The organism is Paractinoplanes abujensis, assembly GCF_014204895.1.
Classification (GTDB): Bacteria; Actinomycetota; Actinomycetes; order Mycobacteriales; family Micromonosporaceae; genus Actinoplanes; species Actinoplanes abujensis.
In genome coordinates this window covers 5,464,300-5,484,771 of sequence record NZ_JACHMF010000001.1, presented here as the reverse complement: position 1 = coordinate 5,484,771, position 20,472 = coordinate 5,464,300, and the positions used below count along the sequence as shown (strand labels likewise).

Genomic DNA, 20,472 nt, shown 5'->3' with positions numbered 1-20,472 from the left:
CTGCATCGGGAGGCGCCCTTTTTCGTGCTCGCGGTCAGGACAGGACGCGCAACCGCACCGTCTGCTCCATGGCGCGCAGCCGGTCGAGCACCTCGCTGCTGAAGCCGCCGCCCACGTCGGTGATCAGGTAGCCGTATTCGCCGCGAGTGCTCAGCAGCTGGCCCTCCACATTGACGTGGTGCTCGGCCAGGATGCTGTTGACCTGGGCCAGCACGCCCGGGGTGTTGATGTGGACGTGGCCCAGGCGGCTCTGGCCGGACTGCTCGGGCAGGGAGACGCCGGGCAGGTTGACGCTCAGGGTGGTGTTGCCCTCCTCGACGAAGGCGGCCAGCTTGTTGGCCACGAACCCGCCGATGTCGGACTGCGCCTCCTCGGTGGAGCCGCCGATGTGCGGCGTGAGGATCACGTTGGGCAGGCCACGCAGCTCGGAGACGAACTCGTCGCCGCGGCCCTTGGGCTCGGTCGGGAAGACGTCGACGGCGGCGCCGGCCAGGTGGCCGCTCTCAAGGGCCTCGCGCAGGGCGACGTGGTCGACCACGATGCCGCGGGAGAGGTTGAGGAACAGGGCGCCCTCCCGCATCCGCTTGAACTGCTCGGCGCCGAAGAACCCGGCGTTGCCGGGGCGGCCGTCGACGTGCAGGGTCACCACGTCGCTGGTTTCGAGCAGTTCCTCGATCGTGGCGCAGCGGTGGGCGTTGCTCAGCGCGAGCTTGTCGGCCGTGTCGTAGAACGACACGTACATGCCGAGGTTCTCGGCGAGCACGGAGAGCTGGGTGCCGATGTTGCCGTAGCCGACGATGCCGAGCCGGCGGCCGCGGATCTCGTGCGCGCCGTCGGCCGACTTGTCCCACACCCCGGCGTGCATGAGCGTGTTCTTCTCGGTGAGCCGCCGGGTCATCGAGATGATCTCGGCGATCGCCAGCTCGACGACGGAGCGGGTGTTGGAGAACGGCGCGTTGAACACGGCCACGCCGTTGGCCGTGGCCGCGGTGAGGTCGATCTGGTCGGTGCCGATGCAGAACGCGCCGATCGCGACGAGGCTGTCGGCGGCGTCGAGCACCTTGGCGGTGACCTTGGTCTTGGACCGGATGCCGAGGAGCTGCACCCCGCGGATGCGGTCGATCAGCTCGGACTCGTCGAGAGCGTTGCGAACGGACTCGACCTCGTAGCCCTCGGCCTCGAGCCGGGACACCGCGTCGGGATGGATGCTCTCCAACAGAAGGACTCGCACCTTGGCCTGGTCGCTCATCTTGTTCCGATCCGTGTTCGAGTTTTTGGCCGTCCGGGCCGCCACGCCGAAGCCCGACCACCCAGCCTAGTGCCCTGACCGGCCGGCCCCGGGGCAGTGTGCTCGACCTCCCATCGGCTGCCGGCCCCGGTGCCGGCGCGCTGAGATACGGAGGTGACCTTTGTTCGGTTCACGCCGATGGATTCCCCGGCCCTACGTGCGGCTTCGCGTCACAGCCGGCCACGGAGCCAGGGCAGCAGCTCGTCGGCCTGCCACCGCTGGAACGCGCGCACCGACGGCAGCGAGGGCGGCGGCGGGAGCCGGGAGACGTCACGGAAGAATCCGGCGAATCCCGCCATCACGCCGACCACGTTCCGTCGGTCGAGGTCGGCGATCACCCGTTCGGGATCGCCGCCGTGCACGATGATGTTGAGCGCCAGCAGCACCCGATCGAGCCACGGCGGCGCGGTGGCGGCCCAGGGCCAGTCGACGATGACCAGCCGGCCGTCGGGGCGGACGAGCATGTTGTCGGCCCGGATGTCGCAGTGCGCGAGGGTGTTGCCGTCGCGCAGCGCGGCCAGGCCGTGCCCGGCCGCGCCGATCAGGTCGGGCAGGTGGGCCGCGGCCCACGGGTCGAGGTCGGCGGGCGGGTCGTCGGCCAGCCGCTGCCAGCCCCCGAAACCCTCGGTGAGGTGGTCGGTGATCGCCGGCACGGGCACGGGCGCCGGGGTGAGCGCCCCGGCCAGCTCGGCCAGGGCGGCCACGGCGGCGTCGATCTCGCTGTCGACCCACGGGGTGCGCGGGTGGGCGCCCTCGACGTCCTCGAGGACCAGCACGACCCAGGCGCCGTCGTCGAACGCACCCAGCACGCGCGGCACCGGGGCGTGCGCGGGCAGGGCCGAGGTGATGCGGACCTCCTCGCGGGCGAGCTCGGCGGAGCGTTCGTTGAGGGCCGGGGTGACGGCCTTGACGAAGGCGCGCCGGCCGTCGGCGGTGACGACCCGGTCGGCCGTGCCGGGGGAGAAGCCGCCGGTCTGCGAGACGGCCGCGACGACCGGGCCGCCCACGATGTCCTCGATCCGCCGCCGGACCCCGGCGGGCAGATCACGCCAGCCGATTCGTGTTCCCGCCGCCTGCACCATGGGATGATCGTGACAGCCGGGCCCGCTGCCGGGCGAGGGAGTTTTCTGTCGTACCGGCGGGGCAGAATGCCGGCATGTCGCCGAGGAATGCCGATGTCGAGCCGGTCAACTGGGAAGAGCGGCTGCGTGCCGCCGTCGAGGACTCAACCCGTCGCCGGCGGGCCCGCGAGGCCGAGCGGCGCGAGTTCGCTCGCCGCCGGGCCCACGGGCTGATCGATCGCAACGCCGTGCGGCTGGCCGAGGCCCGCCGCCGGCGAGCAGCGTGAGGCGGTCCGGGTCCTCCCCGCCAATCTGGCAGACTTCCCGGCGGGGGTGCACATGGGATCGCTGGGGTGGGCGGTCACGTTCTCGGTGCTCTCCGCGGCCAGTTACGCGGCCGCGGCGGTCGCCCAGGAACGCCTGGCCGAGAACGGTCAGCGCGGCCTGTCCCGGTGGGCCGTCGCGCTCACGCTGACCGGCGGCGGGGTCGTGCTGCACGTGGTGGCGCTCAATTTCGGCACGGTCGCCGTGGTGCAGGCCCTGGGCACCCTCACGCTGCTGTTCGCGCTGCCCATCGCCGCCGTGCGCTACCGCACCCGGATCGGCCGCGCCTCCTGGATCGACGCGATCCTCACGGTCTTCGGTCTCGCCCTGGTGCTGTCGTTGTCGGTCGAGTCGTCCCAGCCGGCCGTGCTGGCCGAGCCCGGCGACCGGCACCTCGCGTTGATCACCCTGGCCGTGGTGGCCGTGCTGACGCTGGGCGCCTGGCCGGCCGGGCCCCGCGTGCGGTCGGTGCTGCTCGCGGCCGCTGCGGGCACGGCCTTCGGCATCGCCTCGGTGCTGTCCAAGGCGGTGCTGGCCGCGTTCACCGACGGCGGCGCGGGCGCGGTGTCGCCGTTCGCGGGCATCGCGGTGCTGGTCTTCGCGACGGGCGGCTACGTGCTGAGCCAGCTCTCCTACGGCCGGGCCGGGATGGCCGCCCCGCTGGCCACGGTCAGCGTGGCCAACCCGATCGTGGCCGCGACGGCCGGCGTGGTGGTCTTCGACGAGAGCTTCCGTTTCGGCCCGGTGGGCCTGGTCGTGGTGGCGTTCGCCGCCGTGGTCATGACCCTGGGCGTCGTCGGCCTGGCCCGCCGGGCGGCCGCGCCGACGCCGTCGGAAACCCGCGCGCTCATAGGGCCCGGGGCAGGGTGACCGTCACGATCAGGCCGCCCTCGTCGCGGGCGTCGGCCCGGACGTCGCCGCCGTGGGCCCGGGCCACCGCCCGCACGATCGAGAGCCCGAGGCCCGCGCCGGGGGAGTGCAGGCGTTCGGTGGCGTAGCGGTGGAACGGCTCGAACAGGCCCGGCACCTCATAACGCGGAATCACCGGCCCCGAGTTGCTGACCTCGAGCACGACCCAGCCGTCGAGGCGGGTCCCCGTACGCACCCGGACCCAGCCGCCGGTGGGCACGTTGTGCCGCACACCGTTCTCGACCAGATTCTGCACCAGGCGTTCGAGCAGCACGGGGTTCCCGGCCACGGTCGCCTCCTGCGGCTCGGTGAGCACCTTGACCGTGTCGGAGACCGCGACGTGGTCGACGATGTCGGCCAGGTCGACATAGGACCGTTCCGCCACCGGACGTTCCGACTGGGCCAGCAGCAGCAGCCCGTCGATCAGCCGCCCGTGCCGATCGTTGATGGCCAGCAGGGTCGTGCCCAGCTGACGCACCTCCGCCGACGCGGTCTCGGGCGTGAGCGCCACCTCGAGCAGGGTGCGGTTGAGCGTGAGCGGCGTCCGCAGCTCGTGCGAGGCGCTGGCGATGAACCGGCGCTGCCCGTCGAACGAGTGGTCGAGCCGGGCCAGCATGACGTCGAACGTGTCGGCCAGTTCCTTGATCTCGTCCTGGGGGCCGGTCAGGGCGATCCGCTCGTGCAGGCCGCGGTCGGCGTCGGGGGCGTCGGCGATGCGGCGGGCGGTGGCGGTGATCTGCTGCAGCGGCTGGAGCATGCGCCCGGCGACCAGCCAGCCCAGCGCGATCATGGCCGCGCTCACCACCACCAGCGCGATCGCGCCCTGGGAGAGCAGCGTGGTCAGAGTGTCCTCGCTGCGTTCGGCCAGCAACTGCCGGCTCTCGACGACGCCCGGAGCCGGCATCGTCGTGTCCACCTTGGCCAGCACGGTCGGCAGCCGTTGCGAGAACAGCACGGCCGTCGCCCCCAGCAGCACCAGGCCGGCCAGCACGAACAGCCCGCCGTAGACGAGCGTCAACCGGCCCCGCACGGTCAGTCTCATGGGATGCGATACCCCACTCCCGGCTCGGTCAGCACGACGGCCGGCTCGCCGAGCTTCCGTCGCAACTTCAAGATCGTCATCCGTACGGCGTGGGTGAACGGGTCGGCGTTCTCGTCCCACGCCTTCTCGAGCAGGGTCTCGGCCGACACCGCGACACCGTCGGCGCGCAGCAGCTCGGCCAGCACCGCGAACTCCTTGCGGGAGAGCGGGACGTAACGCCCGTCGCGGTGCACCTCGCGCCGGTGCGGGTCGAGGCTGATGCCCGCGCGGCGCAGCACCGGCGGCGCGGCCGGCCGCGAGCGGCGGCCCAGCGCGAGGACCCGGGCGCTCAGCTCGCGCAACGCGAACGGCTTGGGCAGGTAGTCGTCGGCGCCCAGCGACAAGCCGGTCACCCGGTCGTCGATCCCGGCCGCGGCGGTCAGCATCAGCACCCGGGTGTCGCCGTCCCGCTCGACCAGCGCCCGGCACACGTCGTCGCCGTGCACCCCCGGCAGGTCGCGGTCGAGCACCACCACGTCGTAGTCGTTGACCCCGACCCGTTCCAGCGCGGCACCGCCGTCGTAGACCACGTCGACCGCGTGCGCGTCGTGCCGCAGGCCCTGAGCCACTGCGTCGGCGAGCAGCGGTTCGTCCTCGACCACCAGGATCCGCATGCGCCCATCCTCCCGCGCGGCGGTGTCACCTGGGCGTCACGTTTTTTCGTGACGGCGGGGAAACGCGGCGCTCGCTTCACTTCGACCCGATGGCAGCGCTCCGGCTGCCGGTGAGGAGTCGAGATGCGTACGGGAAAGGTCTGGCTCGCCGGGCTGATGATGGTGCTCGCCGCGGCGGGCTGCGCGGCACCGGACGACGACGGGGACGGTGTGGCGACCGCGCAGACCGGTGCCGCGACCGCGGCCGCGAGCCCGTCGGCCGCCGCGACGTTCGACGAGGACGCCCCGCTCAAGTACGCGCAATGCATGCGCGAGCACGGCATGACGTGGTTCCCCGACCCGCAGCCGGACGGGCGGATGATGATCAAGACGCCGAAAGGGCTGGACCCGACGAAGTTCGAGGCGGCGCGGGAGGCGTGCCAGGAATTCGCGCCGGAGGGCGGCGAGGGCGGGCAGCCGGACCCCGAGCTGATCGAGAAGGCGCGCCAGATGGCCAAGTGCATGCGGGAGAACGGTGTTCCGGAGTTCCCCGACCCGCAGGCCGACGGGTCGCTGCAGCTCGATCGGGGCAAGATGAGCGTCGGGCCGGGCGACCCCGCGTTCGACAAGGCCGAGCAGAAGTGCTCGAAGTTCATGCCCGACGGTGGGCCCCGCACCACTCGTGAGGGCGCGGGCGGCAGCGGGGTGACAGCGTGAGCCGCCGGCGGACCGCGGGCGTAATCGCAGGAGTGCTCACCGCCGGTGCGGTGGCGGCGGCGGTCGCCGTGATCAACCTGCCCGCGGCGGAGAGCGGCGACGACACGACCAGCAACGGCACCACGGAGACGGCGGACGTCACGAAGCAGACCCTGATCGACCGCGAGGAGCACCCCGGCACACTCGGTCACGGCGACACCAGCACCGTCGCCGCGCGTGGTTCGGGCACGCTCACCGCCCTCCCCGCGAGCGGGGCGGTGATCACCCGGGGCCGGCCGCTCTACCGTCTCGACAACAAACCCGTTTCCTTCCTGTACGGGACCCTGCCCGCCTACCGCACGCTGCGCCCCGGCGTCGAGGGCGCCGACGTGCTGCAGTTCGAGAAGAACCTGCGCGCGCTCGGCTATACGGGCTTCACGGTCGACGACGAATACACGTCCGCCACCGCCGAGGCCGTCGAGGAATGGCAGGACGACCTCGGGCTGAAGGAGACCGGCCAGGTCGAGACGAGCCGGATCACGTACGGGAAAGGGCCGGTCCGGATCGACTCGCTCAGCGCGGAAGCGGGCGCGGTCGTGCAGCCGGGGGCCGAACTGCTCAAGACGACCGGCACCACGATGGTGGCGACGGTCCCGCTCGACGTCGACGACCAGCGACTGGCCCGCAAGGGCGCGGCGGTCGAGGTCGAGATGCCCGACGGCAGCACGACACCGGGCAAGATCACGGACGTCGAGACGGTGGTGGAACCCGGGCAGGGCAACGAGGAGGACACCACCAAGATCGAAGTGACGGTCGCCTTCGCGCGGACCCCGAAAGGCCTGGACGAGGCCGCGGTCACCGTCGGCTTCGTCGCCTCGCAGCGCACGAACGTGCTGACCGTGCCCGTGGCGGCGCTGCTCGCGCTGGCCGAGGGCGGCTACGGGCTGGAACTCGTCGAATCCGGCGCCCGGCGGATCGTCGCCGTCAAGACCGGGCTCTTCGCCGACGGCCGGGTCGAAGTGTCCGGCGCCGGCCTGCAACCCGGCGTGCAGGTGGGGATGCCGTCGTGACCGCGGTCATCGAACTGGCCGGGGTGACCAAGACGTACCCGGGCGGGGTGACCGCGGTCCGCTCCGTCGACCTGACCGTCGAGTACGGCGAACTGGTGGCGATCGTCGGACCGTCCGGTTCCGGCAAATCGACGATGCTGCATCTGATCGGCACCCTGGACCGGCCCACCCAGGGATCGGTGCGGATCGACGGGCACGACGTGGCGACGCTGAGCGACCGGCAGCTGTCGGCCCTGCGGGCCGGGCGGATCGGGTTCGTGTTCCAGCAGTTCCACCTGGCGCCCGGCCGCACGGCGATCGCCAACGTGGCCGACGGGCTGCTCTACTCCGGCGTACGGCGAAAGGAGCGGGAGTGGCGCGCCGAGGCCGCCCTCGTCCGGGTCGGCCTCGGCGAGCGGCTCGGGCATCGGCCCCACCAGCTCTCCGGCGGGGAACGTCAGCGCGTGGCGATCGCGCGGGCGGTGGCGGGGGACCCGGCCGTGCTGCTGGCCGACGAGCCGACCGGCAACCTCGACTCGGTGGCCGGCGCGGGCGTGGTCGCCTTGCTGCGCGAACTGCACGAGGCGGGCACGACCGTCCTGGTCATCACGCACGACCACGAGATCGCCGGCAGCCTGCCCCGCCAGGTGCCGATGCGCGACGGGCGGGTGATCTGATGGCCCCGGCAGATCTGCTCGGCTTGGCCGCGTACGGGCTCCGGTCACGCCCGCTGCGGGCCGTGCTGTCGGCCCTCGGCATCGCGATCGGCATCGCCGCCATGACCGCGGTCGTCGGCATCTCGTCGTCGAGCCGCGCCGAACTCGACCGCGCGCTGGCCGCCCTCGGCACCAACATGCTCACCGTCACACCCGGGCACACCATGTTCGGCGAGGAAGCCGTGCTGCCCGACACGGCCCTCTCGATGATCAAACGCATCGGCCCCGTCCAGTCGGCCACCGCCACCGGCCAGGTGCCGGACACGGCCGTCTACCGCACCGACAAGATCCCGGCCGGGGAGACAGGCGGGCTCAGCGTGCTGGCCGCCTCCCCCGACCTGCTGCCGACAGTCGGCGGCCGGCTCGCCCGCGGCAGCTGGCTCAACGCGAAATACCCGACAGTGGTGCTCGGGTCGACCGCGGCGCGCCGGCTCGGCGACGTCCCCTCCGTCTACATCGGCGGACGCTGGTGGACCGTGACGGGCGTGCTGCGGGAGGTGCCGCTGGCCCCCGAACTCGACCAGTCGGTGCTGATCGGCTGGGAGTCGGCGGCGACCTACCTCGGGTTCGACGGGCACCCCACCACCGTCTACACACGCTCGGCGGACGCGCTGGTGGAAGCCGTACGGGGGGTGCTGGCGCCGACCGCCAACCCGGAAAGCCCCGACGAGGTCGACGTGTCGAAGCCGTCGGACGCCCTGGCCGCGCGGCGCGCCACCAACGACGCGTTCACGGCCCTGCTGCTCGGCCTGGGCGCGGTGGCGTTGCTGGTGGGCGGCATCGGGGTGGCCAACACGATGGTGATCTCGGTGCTGGAACGGCGGGCGGAGATCGGCCTGCGACGCTCCCTCGGAGCCACCCGGGGCTGGATCCGCACCCAGTTCGTCGCCGAGTCCCTGCTGCTGTCGCTGCTCGGCGGCGCGGCCGGGGTGCTGCTGGGCTACCTGGTGACCGGCCTGTACGCGGTCACCCGGGACTGGCCCACGGTGGTGCCGTGGTGGGTGCTGCTCGGCGGGGTCGGGGCGACGCTGATGATCGGGGCGGTGGCCGGGCTCTACCCGGCGCTACGGGCGGCCCGGCTCGCCCCGACCGAGGCGTTGACCGGGTAACTCACAGGTTGGCCGGGCAGCCTGGGCCGCATGACTCGTGTGTTCGCCGGGGTGGGGGCCGCCTGCGTGGCGGCCTCCCTCGCCTTCTACGCGGCGCTGCACGTCGTGCCGCCGTCCGCCTCGCTCGACTGGAGCCGCCGCACCATCAGCCAGTACGCGCTGCTGGAGAACGGCTGGTGGTTCGACGCGGCCACGCTGCTGCTCGCGGCGGGTTCGGTGGCCGTGCTGGCCGCGGCGCGGCGGGCCGGGGTCGTGCGCGGCGGCGCGGCGGTGGCCCTGCTGCTGTGGGCCCTGGGCCTCGTCGGGGTCGTCTGGTTCGAGAAACACAACTGGGCGGTGGGGCCGTCGATGAGCGGAGACATCCACCGGATCGCCAGCGTGGTCGCCTTCCTCAGCCTGCCGGTGGCGGCGCTGCTGGCCTCGGCCCGGTCGCTGCGCGACCGCGGGGCCCGCCGGGTCGCGGCCGGCGGTGTCGTGTCGCTGCTGTGCTTCTCGCCGATCCTGTGGGCCGTGCTGTCCGAGCCGTGGACGGGGGTGCGGTGGTGGCGGGCCATCCCGCTCGGCACGGTGGAGCGGGCGCTCGGCCTGGCCGAGGTGGTGACGCTGCTGCTGATCGCGGCCTGGGCCGTACGCGGACGGGTACTTTCCCCCAGCCGCGCAGCTGAGGTGTCGCAGGACTAGACCATCATCTGCCCGACTACGACGACTTGATCTGGCTGTTCGAGGATGAGCCGGACTACCGGTACGCCGAAGACGAGAGGGTGACCGGCTACGAGTACGGACGGCGCACCCGCGGCGACGCTACGGCTACGCATGAAGCCGGACGTGGCTGTCCTGTGGTCGTACGACGCCCAGTCAACCTGACGAATGCCTCGCGGTATGGCTTGGACGACGGCAGCGAGCGTAAATCATCGGTTGCGCCGGAACTGTGTGCTCGTTCGAGCGCAGCCGACACCAGGGTGACGGGGGGTCCGGGGGGCTTGCCCCCACGGCGTGGGGTCTGGGGCTCGGGCCCCAGGCAGGAGGAGCGCGCCCGGCAGGATTCGAACCTGCGACCGACGGATTAGAAGTCCGTTGCTCTATCCGCTGAGCTACGAGCGCATGGGGCCCACAGCTTATCGTGCCGGGGGCGGGCCGAGGGTAACGCAGTCGGCCGGTGGATTATGTTGGCGGCTCGTCAACAGGGGTGTCAACCGGCTTCGGGCAGGGCGGCCAGGCCGGCGTGGGCGCGGGCTTGCTCGGCCGGGTCGTCGATCAGGCGGGCCGTGCCCAGCGCGACCTGGAAAGCCGTGCGCGCCTCGTCGGGGCGGCCCGCGCCGGTCAGGGCTTCGCCGCGACCGTTCAGGGCGCATGTTTGGCCGTAGCGTTCGCCCAGTTCGCCGAAGATGGCGATGGCCTGGTCGTACGAGTGGAGCGCGGCTGAGTAGTTGCCGAGCCGGGTGTCGGCGTCGCCCAGGTTGGTCAGGGCCGTCGCCTCGCCGCCGCGGTGGTTGAGGTCGCGGAAGAGTGCGAGCGCCCGCCGGTGACGTTCGGCGGCCTCCGGCACACGGCCCATCCGGACGTAGACGTCGCCCAGGTTGGTCAGCGTGTTCGCCTCGCCGACCCGGTCACCGATACCGACGAACTGTTCGAGCGCCTGCGCGTGATGGGCCGCCGACTGCGCCTGGTTGCCGAGCGCGTTGTGCACCACGCCCAGGTTGCCCAGCGCGCGGGCCTGTCCCCGGCCGTCGCCCAACCGGCGGAACAGGGTCAGCGCCTCGGTCAGCTGCTCGAGCGCCTCCGGGTGGCGGCCCAGCTGCCAGTGCACGACGGCCAGGTTGGTCAGGGCGTTCGCCTCACCGGCGGGGTCATCGGAGCGCGCGGCGGCGTACCGGGCCTCGGAATGCACGGCGATCGCGTCCGCTGGATAGCCGCCGTTGTCGAGGTAGGTGTAGAGGGTCGCGGCCAGCCGTACGGCATGGGCCGGCCAGCCGTTGCGTGCCGCGTGCAGGCAGGTCGCGACCAGGGTCGCCCGCTCCGTCTCCAACCAGTGCAGCGCTGCTTTCGGGTCGGACAGTTCGGGGCCCCGTACGTCGCGTGGGTCGAGCACCGGACGGCGATGCTTCTCGGCCGGGTGCAGGGCGTCCATCGCGGCCGAGGCGGCGTACAGGTAATGGTCGAAAAGGCGGGTGAGGGCCGCGCGGCGGTCGGCGGGTCGTTCCTCGTCGGCGGCCCGCTCAGTGGCGTACGCCCGGACCAGGTCGTGCAGGACGAAACGGCCCGGCACCGGCTGTTGCACCAGATGCTCGGCGGTCAGGCGGCGCAGATGTTCCTCGGTCTCGTCGAGTTCGGCGTCGAGCAGCGCGGCCGCCGCGTAGACGTCGAGGTCCTGCCCCGGGTGAGCGGCGAGCCGGCGCAGCAGGAGCCGCCGCCGCTCGGGCAGGCCCTGCTCCGACAGATGCAGGGCCAGTTGCACGCCGTCGTCGAGCCGGTGGTTGCGGTGCCGCTCGTCGAGCCGGTCGGCGTGGTCGGCCACCGACCAGCCCGGCGTCGCCGCCATCTGACCGGCCACCACCGTCAACGCCAGCGGCAGATATCCGCAGCGCTGGGCGACCCGTTCGACCGCCGCCGCGTCCGCATCGGACGGCACCGCCCCCGCCAGCAGCTCGGACGCCTCGCCGGAGGAGAACACGTCGAGGTCGATCCGGGTCGCCGGGCCCAGGCCGGTGAGGTCACGGCGCGACGTGACCAGCGTCAACGCGTCGGGGGTGAGCAGCGGGCGGACCTGCTCCTCGTCGGCGGCGTTGTCCAGGATGACCAGCGCCTGACGGCCCGCGACCTGATCGCGGAACAGCGCCGAGCGCGCGCTCAAGTCGTGCGGGATCTGCCGCGCGGGCACCCCGAGGACGCGCAGGAAACCGTCCAGCACGGCGCCGGGCTCGGCCGGCGGCTGGCTCTCGTCGGGATGAAAACCGCGCAGGTCGACGAAGAGTGTGGTCTCGGTCGTGCGGCGGTGACCGGCGTGGACGGCGAGCTGGGTCTTGCCCACACCGGCCATCCCCGTGATCACGCAGACCCCGGCCGCCCGTTCCAGCGAGGCGAGCTGCGGCTCACGACCCACGAACGAGGACGCGTCACTCGGCAGACCGGCCAGGACCCGTACGGTGGCCGCGGCCTGCTGCTCGGCCAGCGTCACACGGACAGCCTGCCGCCAGCGGGCCAGATAAGCCCCGTCGTCGTGCAGCGCCGCCGCCACCGCGACCACCAGCTCCGGATTGATGCGGCGGCGGCCGTCGCGGAAACAGTCGACGATCGTGCCCCGGCCCGTCGGCCCGTGACTCGCATTGACGCGCTTCGTGATCGTGTCGTACGAGGGGTCACCGGCCCAGGCTTTCAACGAGCGCAGGGCAGCCGCCAATTCGTCGAGGGTGCGGCAACCGGCCGGGTCGGGTGCGTCCTCGAGCATTCCGGAACGATAGCAATCCATGTTCGGAATCATTCGGATTTTCCCAGCGGCCCGGTCCTGACTGTTAAGCGTTTTGCTTGTCCTCCGGCGCCGGGGGAATGTCGATCGCGGGCGTGCCCGGCGGCGGCAGGAATGCGTCAGCCCACCGAGCCAATTCGCGGAAGACCTCGCCCCGCACGTCCTGGCCGGACAGCGTGAGATCGTGCATGCCGCCGTCGAACCGGGCGATCGTCACCCGCGGCCCCAGGCGCGGGGCCCAGCGCACAATGTGCTCAACGTCGAGCACGGAATCGCTGGTGAGCAGATCCTCGTGCCAGGCGCGGCCCTTGAACGTACGGGTGGAACAGGCCACCAGCACCGGGGCGTCGATCCCCAGCCCGGCCCGCAACCGTCGCTGACCTCGGCGGATCGCCTCCAGCCAGCCCGTCGTGACCGGGAAACCGAGCACCGGCTTCCACGCCAGGTCGTAAGTCCATTCGCCATGGTGATCGGTGTGCAGGCTCTGCCCGTAAAGGCCCAGCGAAGCCATCGGAATTTTCCGGTACGGCGTGCGGCGAGTAGCCGCGATCGTCGCCGCCATCAGCGGACGCCGCACCAGCCAAGGCACATTGAAATCGAAGAACGGGCTGTTCAGGAACAATCCGTCCACGATGCCCTGCCGCTGCCGCGCATGCGACCACAGCGACGTGATCAAGCCGCCCGTGGAATGCCCCGCCACCAGCAGCTGATCGTGGCCGTCCTGTTCGCGGATGATGCGCGCCGACTCGTCCAGCTCCGGGAAGTAATCGGTCAGGCTGCGCGCGAAGTTCGGGGTCTGATGGGGGAGCAGGCTACGCCCGTACTTGCGCAGGTCGATCGCGTAGAAATCCCAGCCGCGCTCGACGAAGAAGTCGGCCAGATGGGTCTGAAAGAAATAGTCCACGAAACCGTGGACGTAAAGCACAGCCCGGCGCGAAGGCACGTCGGCGCGCCGCCGCACCAGCGTGGCCACCACCTCGCCCTCGTCGTCGCGGCCCAGGTCGATGGTGTGCCGCTCGTAGGGCGGTCCCAGGACGTCGATCTCCACGCGCCCCAGGCTACCGACCGGTACGCGCCGGCGCGCCATATCAGAAACGGGCCGGCCCGCGGCGGTTGTCCACAGGCCCCCACCTTGTCCACAGCCCCGGCCCCGAGATCCCCCAGGACCGCCCCGCGAGCGGGAAGCTTCCGGCCTCACCGACACACACCTGGAGGTCACCAGTGTTCGACACCAACCTCGTCGTCGTGGGCAACGTCCTGACCGCCCCCGAATGGCGGCGCTTCGAGACCCCCGACTCGGTCGTCGCCAACTTCCGGATCGCGTCCCACGCGCGCCGCTTCGACCGCGAGAACAACAGCTGGATCGACGGCAACAGCCTGCGCATCCGCGTGACCGCATGGCGCCGGCTGGCCGAGAGCGTCATCGCGTCGATCTCCGTCGGCGATCCCGTGATCGTCTACGGGCGCCTCTACACCCGCGACTGGAAGGACGACGAAGGCAACCCCCGGGTCTCGTACGAGATGGAGGCCTTCTCGATCGGTCATGACATGGCCCGGGGGCAGGGCACCTTCACCCGACGCACGGCGAACGGGCCGAACCTGACCGCGGCCGACGACCACGCCGAAGAAGTGGTGGAGGCGCCGGCGTTCGCCGACGTCCCCACGGAGCAGGAACCGGGTGGGGCGCCCACCGACGAAGAGATCGCGCTCGAGGTGGAACGGCTGACCGCCGACGAGCCGGCCCCGGCCCGGCGCACCCGCCGCAACCGGAAGGAGCCCGTCGCGGCCTGATCCCGGCCCGGTGGCCCGGCCGTCGTGCGGCGGCCGGACCACCCCCGGACGGCGTCCTGCTGAATCGGTTTCCCCAGGCCCGATTACGGCTGACGGATGACATGACCCCCGAACGGGGTGGTCCGATCGTGCCCGGGTATTGGCCGCCCGGCCGACCTGCCCGGTTGGTCCCCGCCCGGGGTCGACCGGCAGACTGGGTCGCGTGCTGTTGAAGGAGATCCGCGCGATCGCGGGCGAGACACTCGTGCTCGCCCCGCACGACCAGGACACCGAGACCGCCAACACCAGCTGGTTCGGCGCTCCGCCGCACGAGCGCATGGGCCTGTCGGCCGAGGAGGTGGTGACCGCCTTCGAGGAGACGGCCGTCCGGCTGCGCGACCAGGTCGCCGAGGCCGGGCATGCCGGGCCGGCGACGTTCTACGTGTGGCACGACTTACAAGCGGGGCAGCTGCGGTGCTCGACGGCCTCGTGCCGGGGGGACGAACTGCCGTTCGCCGAGAAGTACCGGACGACGGAGGACCTGCGGGCCATCGTCGTCGAATTCCTCGAGGACAGGGCGCCGGGGGCGATCGTGTGGGGGGAGTTCGACCCGGTGCCGATACCGGACGGGCCCGATGCGGGGTCGCTGGAAATCCCGGTATGGGTCTGCGACCTGTGCCCATGATCGAGTAACGGCAACAGAAGATCACCGAAAGGATCCAGGTGTGGTGGCGGCGGGGGCGGGGGCGGGGCCCTGGACAGGGTCCGTGATCAGCAAAGCGGTCCGCGGGGCGGGATCTTCCGCCCGGTTCGCGGCCCAGCGGGCCGGAACACCGGCCCGGTTCGCGGCCCACCTGGCCGGAACGGCAGCCCGTTCCTGGGGCCGGGCCGCCATCCGACCCGGCACAGCCGACGCCGCCGGGCTGGCGGCCGGCTACCTGCTCGACGCGGTGTTCGGCGATCCGCGCCGGTTCCACCCGGTGGCGGGCTTCGGAACGGCCGCCGCGGCGCTGGAGAAGCGGATCTACAAGGACAACCGCACGGCCGGGGCGGCGTTCACGGCGATCGCCGTCGGGGTTCCGGCCCTGGCCGGGCTGGCGGCGGCCGCGGCCACCAAGCGGGTGCCGCCGGCGCGGACCGCGCTGGTGGCCGGTGTCACGTGGACCGTGCTGGGCGGCCGCACCCTGCGGCGGGAGTCGCGGATCATGGCCGGGCATCTGGCCGGCGGCGATCTCGACTCGGCGCGAGGCCGGCTCAACCACCTGTGCGGACGTGATCCGTCGGGTCTGGACGAGTCCGAGCTGGCCCGGGCGACAGTGGAGTCGGTGGCCGAGAACACGTCCGATGCCGTGGTCGCGCCGCTGGTCTGGGGCGGTGTGCTGGGGCTGCCGGGCCTGCTTGCCTATCGGGCCGCCAACACCCTCGACGCGATGGTCGGGCACCGGTCGCCGCGGTATGCCCGGTTCGGCACGGCGGCGGCGCGGCTCGACGACGGGCTCAATCTGGTGCCGTCGCGGTTGACGGGGCTGCTGACCGTGGCGGTCGCGCCGGTGGCGGGCGGGTCGCCGGCCGAGACGTTGCGGGTCTGGCGCCGTGATCGCAACGATCACCCGTCGCCCAATGCCGGGCAGTGCGAGTCGGCGATGGCGGGGGCCCTGGGCGTGCGGCTGGGGGGCCGCAACGTCTATTTCGGACGGAGCGAGACCAGGCCTTTTCTGGGGGACGGCCCGCGCCCCGCGGCTGTTCATCTGCGGCGGGCCGCCCGTGTCTCGGGTGCGGTCGGGCTGGCCGCGGCCGCGCTGGCCGCGGGCGTGGCGCTGGTGCGCGGAGCGGTGCGGCGGTGAGCGGCGGGCTTCTGGTCGCCGGCACGACCTCGGACGCGGGCAAGAGCGTCCTCACGGCGGGTCTCTGCCGCTGGTTGCGGCGCCGCGGGGTGAAGGTGGCCCCGTTCAAGGCGCAGAACATGTCGAACAACTCGGTGGTCGTCGTCGGCCCGGACGGCCGCGGCGGGGAGATCGGGCGGGCTCAGGCGATGCAGGCCGCGGCGGCCGGGGTGGCGCCTGACCTGCGTTTCAACCCGGTGCTGCTCAAGCCGGGCAGTGACCGGTCGAGCCAGGTCGTGCTGCTCGGCGAGGCGGTCGACACGGTCACCGCGGGCAACTACCGCTCGATGAAGCCGCGGCTGGCCGAAACCGCGTACGCCGCCCTGGCCGAGTTGCGTACGGAATTCGACGCGGTGATCTGTGAGGGCGCCGGCAGCCCGGCCGAGATCAATCTGCGCGACGGCGACTTCGTCAACATGGGGCTGGCCCGGCACGCGAATTTCCCGGCGATCGTGGTGGGGGACATCGACCGGGGTGGTGTCTTCGCGGCTTTCCTGGGAACGGTCGCGCTGCTCAGCGCGGAGGATCAGGCCTTGATCGCCGGGTTCGTGATCAACAAGTTCCGCGGCAGCCGCGAGATTCTCCGGCCCGGCCTCGACATGATCACCGCGAGCGCTGGCCGGCCCGTGCTCGGTGTCCTGCCGTACGAGGAAGGCGTTGGGGTCGACGGCGAGGATTCGCTGTCTTATGCCGCTGATCGGACGCTCATGACGACGGGTCCTCGGGGAACCGAGTGGCTACGCGTAGCCGTCGTCCGGCTGCCGAGACTTTCCAACGCCACCGACGCCGAGGCTTTGGGCGCCGAGCCGGGCGTGCGGGTGCGCTTCACCACCGACCCGGCCGAGCTCATCGACGCCGACCTGGTGGTGCTCCCCGGCTCCAAGGCGACCGTGTCCGACCTGGCCTGGCTGCGCGACACGGGTCTGGCCGGCGCGGTCGAGGCGCACGCGGCCGCCGGGAAACCGCTGCTCGGCATCTGCGGCGGCTTCCAGATGCTGGCCGAGTCGATCCACGACGAGGTCGAGAGCGGCCGTGGCCACGTACGGGGTCTGGGTCTGCTGCCCGTCGAGATCACCTTCGAGCGGGCCAAGACACTCGCCCGCTCGCACGGCGAGGCCCTGGGTGCCCCCGTCGCGGGCTACGAGATCCATCACGGCGTCGTCACCAAATCCCATTCCCCACCCTTGCTCCGGTACGCCGATGGCCGCCCCGAGGGTGCCGCCGAGCGCAACGTTTTCGGCACCCACTGGCACGGCGCCTTCGAGTCCGACGAATTCCGGCGCCGCTTCCTGACCGCGGCCGCACGTCAGGCGGGTCGCACCGGCTTCACTGTCGCGCCGGGCACGAGCTTCACCGCCGTACGGGAAACCGCCCTTGACCTTTTGGGGGATCTGGTGGAGGAGCATGTCGACACCGCCGCGCTGCTGCGGTTGATCGAGGACGGGCCGGTCCGGGGCCTGCCGTTCCTGCCACCCGGGGCCCCGGCGCGTGCCTGAGCAGTCGTTTCGCGAGCTGGCGGCGTACGTGCTGACTCGCCCGCCCCGCCTCGGCCGCACCCGCCTGATCGCCGTGGACGGGCCGAGCGGCGCGGGGAAGACCCGGTTCGCCGGTCAGCTGGCCACCGCGCTGGCCTGCCCCGTCGTGCACACGGACGATCTGCTCGACGGCTGGGACGACCAGTTCACGTTCTGGACCCGGCTGGAGCAAGAAGTCCTGGCTCCGCTGCGGGCGGGCGAGGCGGCCACCTATCGGCCGTACAACTGGGTCAAAGGTGATTTTTCCGGTACGCCGGTGACGGTCAACGCCGCGGAAGCCGTCCTGCTGGAAGGGGTGAGCGCCGCCCGGCGCGACATTCGTCCCGAACTGACCCTGGCCGTTTTCGTCGACGCCCCGGCCCGGCTTCGCTGGGATCGCGCGATCGTGCGCGACGGGGACGACAGCCTTGCCTATCGGAAGTACCTTGGGCGCTGGCGGGCCGCCGAGGACCGGCATTTCGCCGTGGACGAGACGGCCGCACACGCCGACCTGATCGTCGACGGCGCGACACAGGCCGCCGAGGGCACATTCTCGAAGGGGTGGGCACGATGACCGACGAAGAGAACCGCCCGGTGCGCCGGCGGATCACGCTGACCGGCATCAGCTCGCGGGCCTGGGAACACCCGGCCGACCGCGGCGCGCTGACCGCCCTGCGCGAGCTGCGCGGCTTCGACGACGTGGTCAAGGCGTTCTTCGGCATGTGGAACGAGCGCGGTTTCCGGCTGCAGTTCCTGGCCGGGGCGATCCGCGTCGACCACCGGCAGTATCCGCGGGTCTACCAGCGCTTCACCGAGGCCGCGACCACCCTCGACGTGGCCGAGCTGCCCGAGCTCTTCGTCAGCCAGGACCCGATCATCAACGGGTCCGCGATCGGCCTCGACAAGCCGTTCATCGTGATCACGACGGGCGCCGTCGAGCGGCTGGACGACGACGAGCTGCGCGCGATGCTGGGCCACGAGATCGGCCACGTCCGCAGCGGCCACGCCGTCTACAAGACGATCATGATGATCCTCACCCGCTGGGCGGCCAACCTGAGCTGGCTGCCGGTCGGTGCGATCGCGCTGCGGGCCATCATCGCGGCGATGTTCGAGTGGTGGCGCAAGGCCGAACTCTCCGCCGACCGCGCCGGGCTGCTCGCCGGTCAGGACCCGGCCGCCTCCACGCGCCTGCTGATGAAGCTGGCCGGCGGCGGCGACCTGTCGCAGATCGACACGACGGCGTTCCTCGAGCAGGCCGCGGAGTACGAGAGCGGCGGCGACCTGCGCGACAGCATCCACAAGATCGGCATGACGGCGTGGAGCACCCACCCGTTCCCCGTGGCCCGCGCGGCCGAGCTGCGCAAGTGGATCGACTCGGGGGCATACGCGGAGATCCTCGGCGGCGACTACCCGCGACGCGACTCCGACGGCGACGCCTCGGTGACCGACGACGTGAAGGCCGCCGCCAACTCGTACCGGGAAAGCTTCAACAACTCGCAGGACCCGCTGGTCGGGCTTTTGCGCAAACTGGGCGACGGCGCGGCCGACTTGGCCGGATCCGCAGCTCGGGGCGCCCGCGGATGGATGGGCGACGCCTCCCGCCGCGGACGCACGGACGACAACGAGTCCTGAACGACCCTTAGGATCACTCATATGACGTTGAGTGAGACCGATCTGCGCGCCGCGATCGCGCGGGAGATGCCCGGAGTCCGTGCCGACCTGGAACAGCTGGTGCGCATTCCGGGCATCGCCTTCGAGGGCTTCGACCACACGCAGGTCGACCGGTCGGCCGAGGCGGTGGCCGAACTGCTGCGCGGCTGCGGGCTCGACACGCAGATCGTCCGGCGCGGCGGTCAGCCCGCCGTGATCGGTCGCAAGGCCGCCCCCGCGGGCGCCCCGACCGTGCTGCTCTACGCCCACCACGACGTGCAGCCCGCCGGCGACCCGGCGCTGTGGACGAGCGACCCGTTCGAGCCGGTCGAGCGGGACGGCCGGCTTTACGGCCGCGGCGCCGCCGACGACAAGGCCGGCGTGATGGCCCACGTGGCCGCGCTCCGGGCGTTCGGCGACCAGCTGCCCGTGGGCGTGGTCGTCTTCGTCGAGGGCGAGGAGGAATACGGGTCCGACTCGCTCGACGCGATCCTCGAAGAATTCCGCGAGGAGCTGCGGTCCGACGTGATCGTGATCGCCGACTCCGGCAACTGGGACATCGGGCAGCCCGCCCTGACCACCTCGCTGCGCGGCCTGGTCAACCTGTTCGCCGAGGTCAAGGTGCTCAAGAGCGCCGTGCACAGCGGCATGTTCGGCGGCCCGGTGCCCGACGCCCTGATCACGCTCGCGCGCCTGCTCACCACCCTGCACGACGAGAGCGGCGAGGTCGCCGTCGACGGGCTGGTCGGCCGCGAGGGCGCCAGCGTCGACTACCCGGCCGACCGTTTCCAGCAGGAGGCGGGCATGCTCGACGGCGTCGAACTGATCGGCAAAGGATCGATCACCGACCGCATCTGGACCAAGCCGTCGATCTCGGTGCTCGGCATCGACGCGCCCCGCACGTTCGAGGCGGCCAACGCCCTGCAGCCTTCGGCCAAAGCCAAGATTTCCGTACGGCTGGCGCCCGGCGACGACCCCAAGTCGGCGTACGCGGCCGTCCGCTCCCACCTCGAGAAGCACGTGCCGTGGGGGGCGCAGGTCGAAGTGACGCTGGAGAGCGACGGCTCGCCGTGTGTGATCGACGCGACCGGCCCGGCGTACGAGGCCGCGCGGGCCGCCTTCCGTACGGCGTGGGACGGCACGGCACCGGTCGACATGGGCGTGGGCGGCTCGATCCCCTTCATCGCCACCTTCCAGGACCTGTTCCCGCAGGCCGCGATCCTCGTCACCGGCGTCGAGGACCCGCACGCGGGGGCCCACGGCCCCGACGAGAGCCTGCACCTCGGCGAGTTCGAGCGTGTCTGCATCGCCGAGGCCCTGCTCCTCAAGAACGTGGCGGAGACGTTGACCTCGAAGTAGGGAGCGG

The 20,472-nt window shown here is 72.0% G+C and carries 20 protein-coding genes and 1 tRNA gene; 14 read left to right on the top strand and 7 right to left on the bottom strand.

Annotation, left to right across the window (positions count from 1 at the left end):
* Positions 1–34: 34 nt before the first annotated feature.
* Positions 35–1,249 (bottom strand): phosphoglycerate dehydrogenase, encoded by a 1,215-nt coding sequence (serA, locus tag BKA14_RS24925; RefSeq protein WP_184953285.1) that lies wholly within the window; start codon positions 1,247–1,249, stop codon positions 35–37.
* Between the two features lie 209 nt (positions 1,250–1,458).
* A complete protein-coding gene (locus tag BKA14_RS24920) occupies positions 1,459–2,370 on the bottom strand; it encodes a phosphotransferase (RefSeq protein WP_184953284.1) in 912 nt (303 codons plus the stop codon).
* Between the two features lie 74 nt (positions 2,371–2,444).
* On the opposite strand from BKA14_RS24920, the gene BKA14_RS24915 reads away from it, so the two are divergent.
* On the top strand, positions 2,445–2,636 hold the full coding sequence (locus tag BKA14_RS24915; RefSeq protein WP_184953283.1) for a hypothetical protein: 192 nt from the start codon (positions 2,445–2,447) through the stop codon (positions 2,634–2,636).
* A gap of 52 nt (positions 2,637–2,688) precedes the next feature.
* The gene (locus BKA14_RS24910) at positions 2,689–3,543 is read left to right on the top strand and encodes a DMT family transporter (RefSeq protein WP_184953282.1); all 855 of its coding nucleotides are present in this window, start codon (positions 2,689–2,691) and stop codon (positions 3,541–3,543) included.
* Here BKA14_RS24910 and BKA14_RS24905 read toward each other — a convergent pair.
* Positions 3,521–4,624 carry a sensor histidine kinase gene (locus BKA14_RS24905; protein WP_184953281.1) on the bottom strand — a complete coding sequence of 368 codons (1,104 nt, stop codon included), beginning with the start codon at positions 4,622–4,624 and terminating at the stop codon, positions 3,521–3,523. The genes BKA14_RS24910 and BKA14_RS24905 overlap by 23 nt on opposite strands.
* Positions 4,621–5,277: a response regulator transcription factor gene (locus BKA14_RS24900; protein ID WP_184953280.1), complete on the bottom strand. Its 657-nt coding sequence runs from the start codon at positions 5,275–5,277 to the stop codon at positions 4,621–4,623. The genes BKA14_RS24905 and BKA14_RS24900 overlap by 4 nt, the downstream gene beginning before the upstream one ends.
* A gap of 123 nt (positions 5,278–5,400) precedes the next feature.
* Between BKA14_RS24900 and BKA14_RS24895 the strand changes: the two genes are divergently transcribed.
* The 5 genes from BKA14_RS24895 to BKA14_RS24875 are packed head-to-tail and all read left to right on the top strand — an operon-like array spanning position 5,401 to position 9,507.
* On the top strand, positions 5,401–5,973 hold the full coding sequence (locus tag BKA14_RS24895; RefSeq protein ID WP_184953279.1) for a hypothetical protein: 573 nt from the start codon (positions 5,401–5,403) through the stop codon (positions 5,971–5,973).
* Positions 5,970–7,022, top strand: a complete 1,053-nt coding sequence (locus BKA14_RS45220; RefSeq protein ID WP_184953278.1) for an efflux RND transporter periplasmic adaptor subunit — start codon at positions 5,970–5,972, stop codon at positions 7,020–7,022. The genes BKA14_RS24895 and BKA14_RS45220 overlap by 4 nt, the downstream gene beginning before the upstream one ends.
* Positions 7,019–7,678, top strand: coding sequence for an ABC transporter ATP-binding protein (locus BKA14_RS24885; protein ID WP_184953277.1), 660 nt, complete (start codon positions 7,019–7,021; stop codon positions 7,676–7,678). Before BKA14_RS45220 ends, BKA14_RS24885 begins: the two co-directional genes overlap by 4 nt.
* A complete protein-coding gene (locus BKA14_RS24880; protein WP_184953276.1) occupies positions 7,678–8,826 on the top strand; it encodes an ABC transporter permease in 1,149 nt (382 codons plus the stop codon). The genes BKA14_RS24885 and BKA14_RS24880 overlap by 1 nt, the downstream gene beginning before the upstream one ends.
* A 30-nt stretch (positions 8,827–8,856) precedes the next feature.
* Positions 8,857–9,507, top strand: a complete 651-nt coding sequence (locus BKA14_RS24875; RefSeq protein ID WP_184953275.1) for a DUF998 domain-containing protein — start codon at positions 8,857–8,859, stop codon at positions 9,505–9,507.
* A gap of 347 nt (positions 9,508–9,854) precedes the next feature.
* On the opposite strand, the gene BKA14_RS24870 is transcribed toward BKA14_RS24875, so the two are convergent.
* From BKA14_RS24870 to BKA14_RS24860, 3 genes are all read right to left on the bottom strand, one after another.
* Positions 9,855–9,927 (bottom strand) — tRNA-Arg (locus BKA14_RS24870).
* Between the two features lie 88 nt (positions 9,928–10,015).
* Positions 10,016–12,271 carry a tetratricopeptide repeat protein gene (locus BKA14_RS45215; RefSeq protein ID WP_184953274.1) on the bottom strand — a complete coding sequence of 752 codons (2,256 nt, stop codon included), beginning with the start codon at positions 12,269–12,271 and terminating at the stop codon, positions 10,016–10,018.
* Positions 12,272–12,335: 64 nt separating this feature from the next.
* Positions 12,336–13,337, bottom strand: coding sequence for an alpha/beta hydrolase (locus BKA14_RS24860; protein ID WP_184953273.1), 1,002 nt, complete (start codon positions 13,335–13,337; stop codon positions 12,336–12,338).
* Between the two features lie 173 nt (positions 13,338–13,510).
* On the opposite strand from BKA14_RS24860, the gene BKA14_RS24855 reads away from it, so the two are divergent.
* From BKA14_RS24855 to BKA14_RS24825, 7 genes are all read left to right on the top strand, one after another.
* Entirely contained in the window at positions 13,511–14,080 is a 570-nt protein-coding gene (locus BKA14_RS24855) for a single-stranded DNA-binding protein (protein WP_184953272.1), read from the top strand.
* Positions 14,081–14,282: 202 nt separating this feature from the next.
* Complete coding sequence (locus tag BKA14_RS24850) at positions 14,283–14,744, top strand: hypothetical protein (protein ID WP_184953271.1); 462 nt, start codon at positions 14,283–14,285, stop codon at positions 14,742–14,744.
* Positions 14,745–14,952: 208 nt separating this feature from the next.
* Positions 14,953–15,903 carry a cobalamin biosynthesis protein gene (locus tag BKA14_RS24845; protein ID WP_184956942.1) on the top strand — a complete coding sequence of 317 codons (951 nt, stop codon included), beginning with the start codon at positions 14,953–14,955 and terminating at the stop codon, positions 15,901–15,903.
* A complete protein-coding gene (locus BKA14_RS24840; protein ID WP_184953270.1) occupies positions 15,900–17,438 on the top strand; it encodes a cobyric acid synthase in 1,539 nt (512 codons plus the stop codon). Before BKA14_RS24845 ends, BKA14_RS24840 begins: the two co-directional genes overlap by 4 nt.
* Positions 17,431–18,030 (top strand): uridine kinase family protein, encoded by a 600-nt coding sequence (locus tag BKA14_RS24835; RefSeq protein WP_184953269.1) that lies wholly within the window; start codon positions 17,431–17,433, stop codon positions 18,028–18,030. The genes BKA14_RS24840 and BKA14_RS24835 overlap by 8 nt, the downstream gene beginning before the upstream one ends.
* Complete coding sequence (locus tag BKA14_RS24830) at positions 18,027–19,088, top strand: M48 family metallopeptidase (RefSeq protein WP_184953268.1); 1,062 nt, start codon at positions 18,027–18,029, stop codon at positions 19,086–19,088. The genes BKA14_RS24835 and BKA14_RS24830 overlap by 4 nt, the downstream gene beginning before the upstream one ends.
* 21 nt (positions 19,089–19,109) lie before the next feature.
* Positions 19,110–20,465, top strand: coding sequence for a dipeptidase (locus BKA14_RS24825; RefSeq protein WP_184953267.1), 1,356 nt, complete (start codon positions 19,110–19,112; stop codon positions 20,463–20,465).
* Positions 20,466–20,472 lie beyond the last annotated feature (7 nt).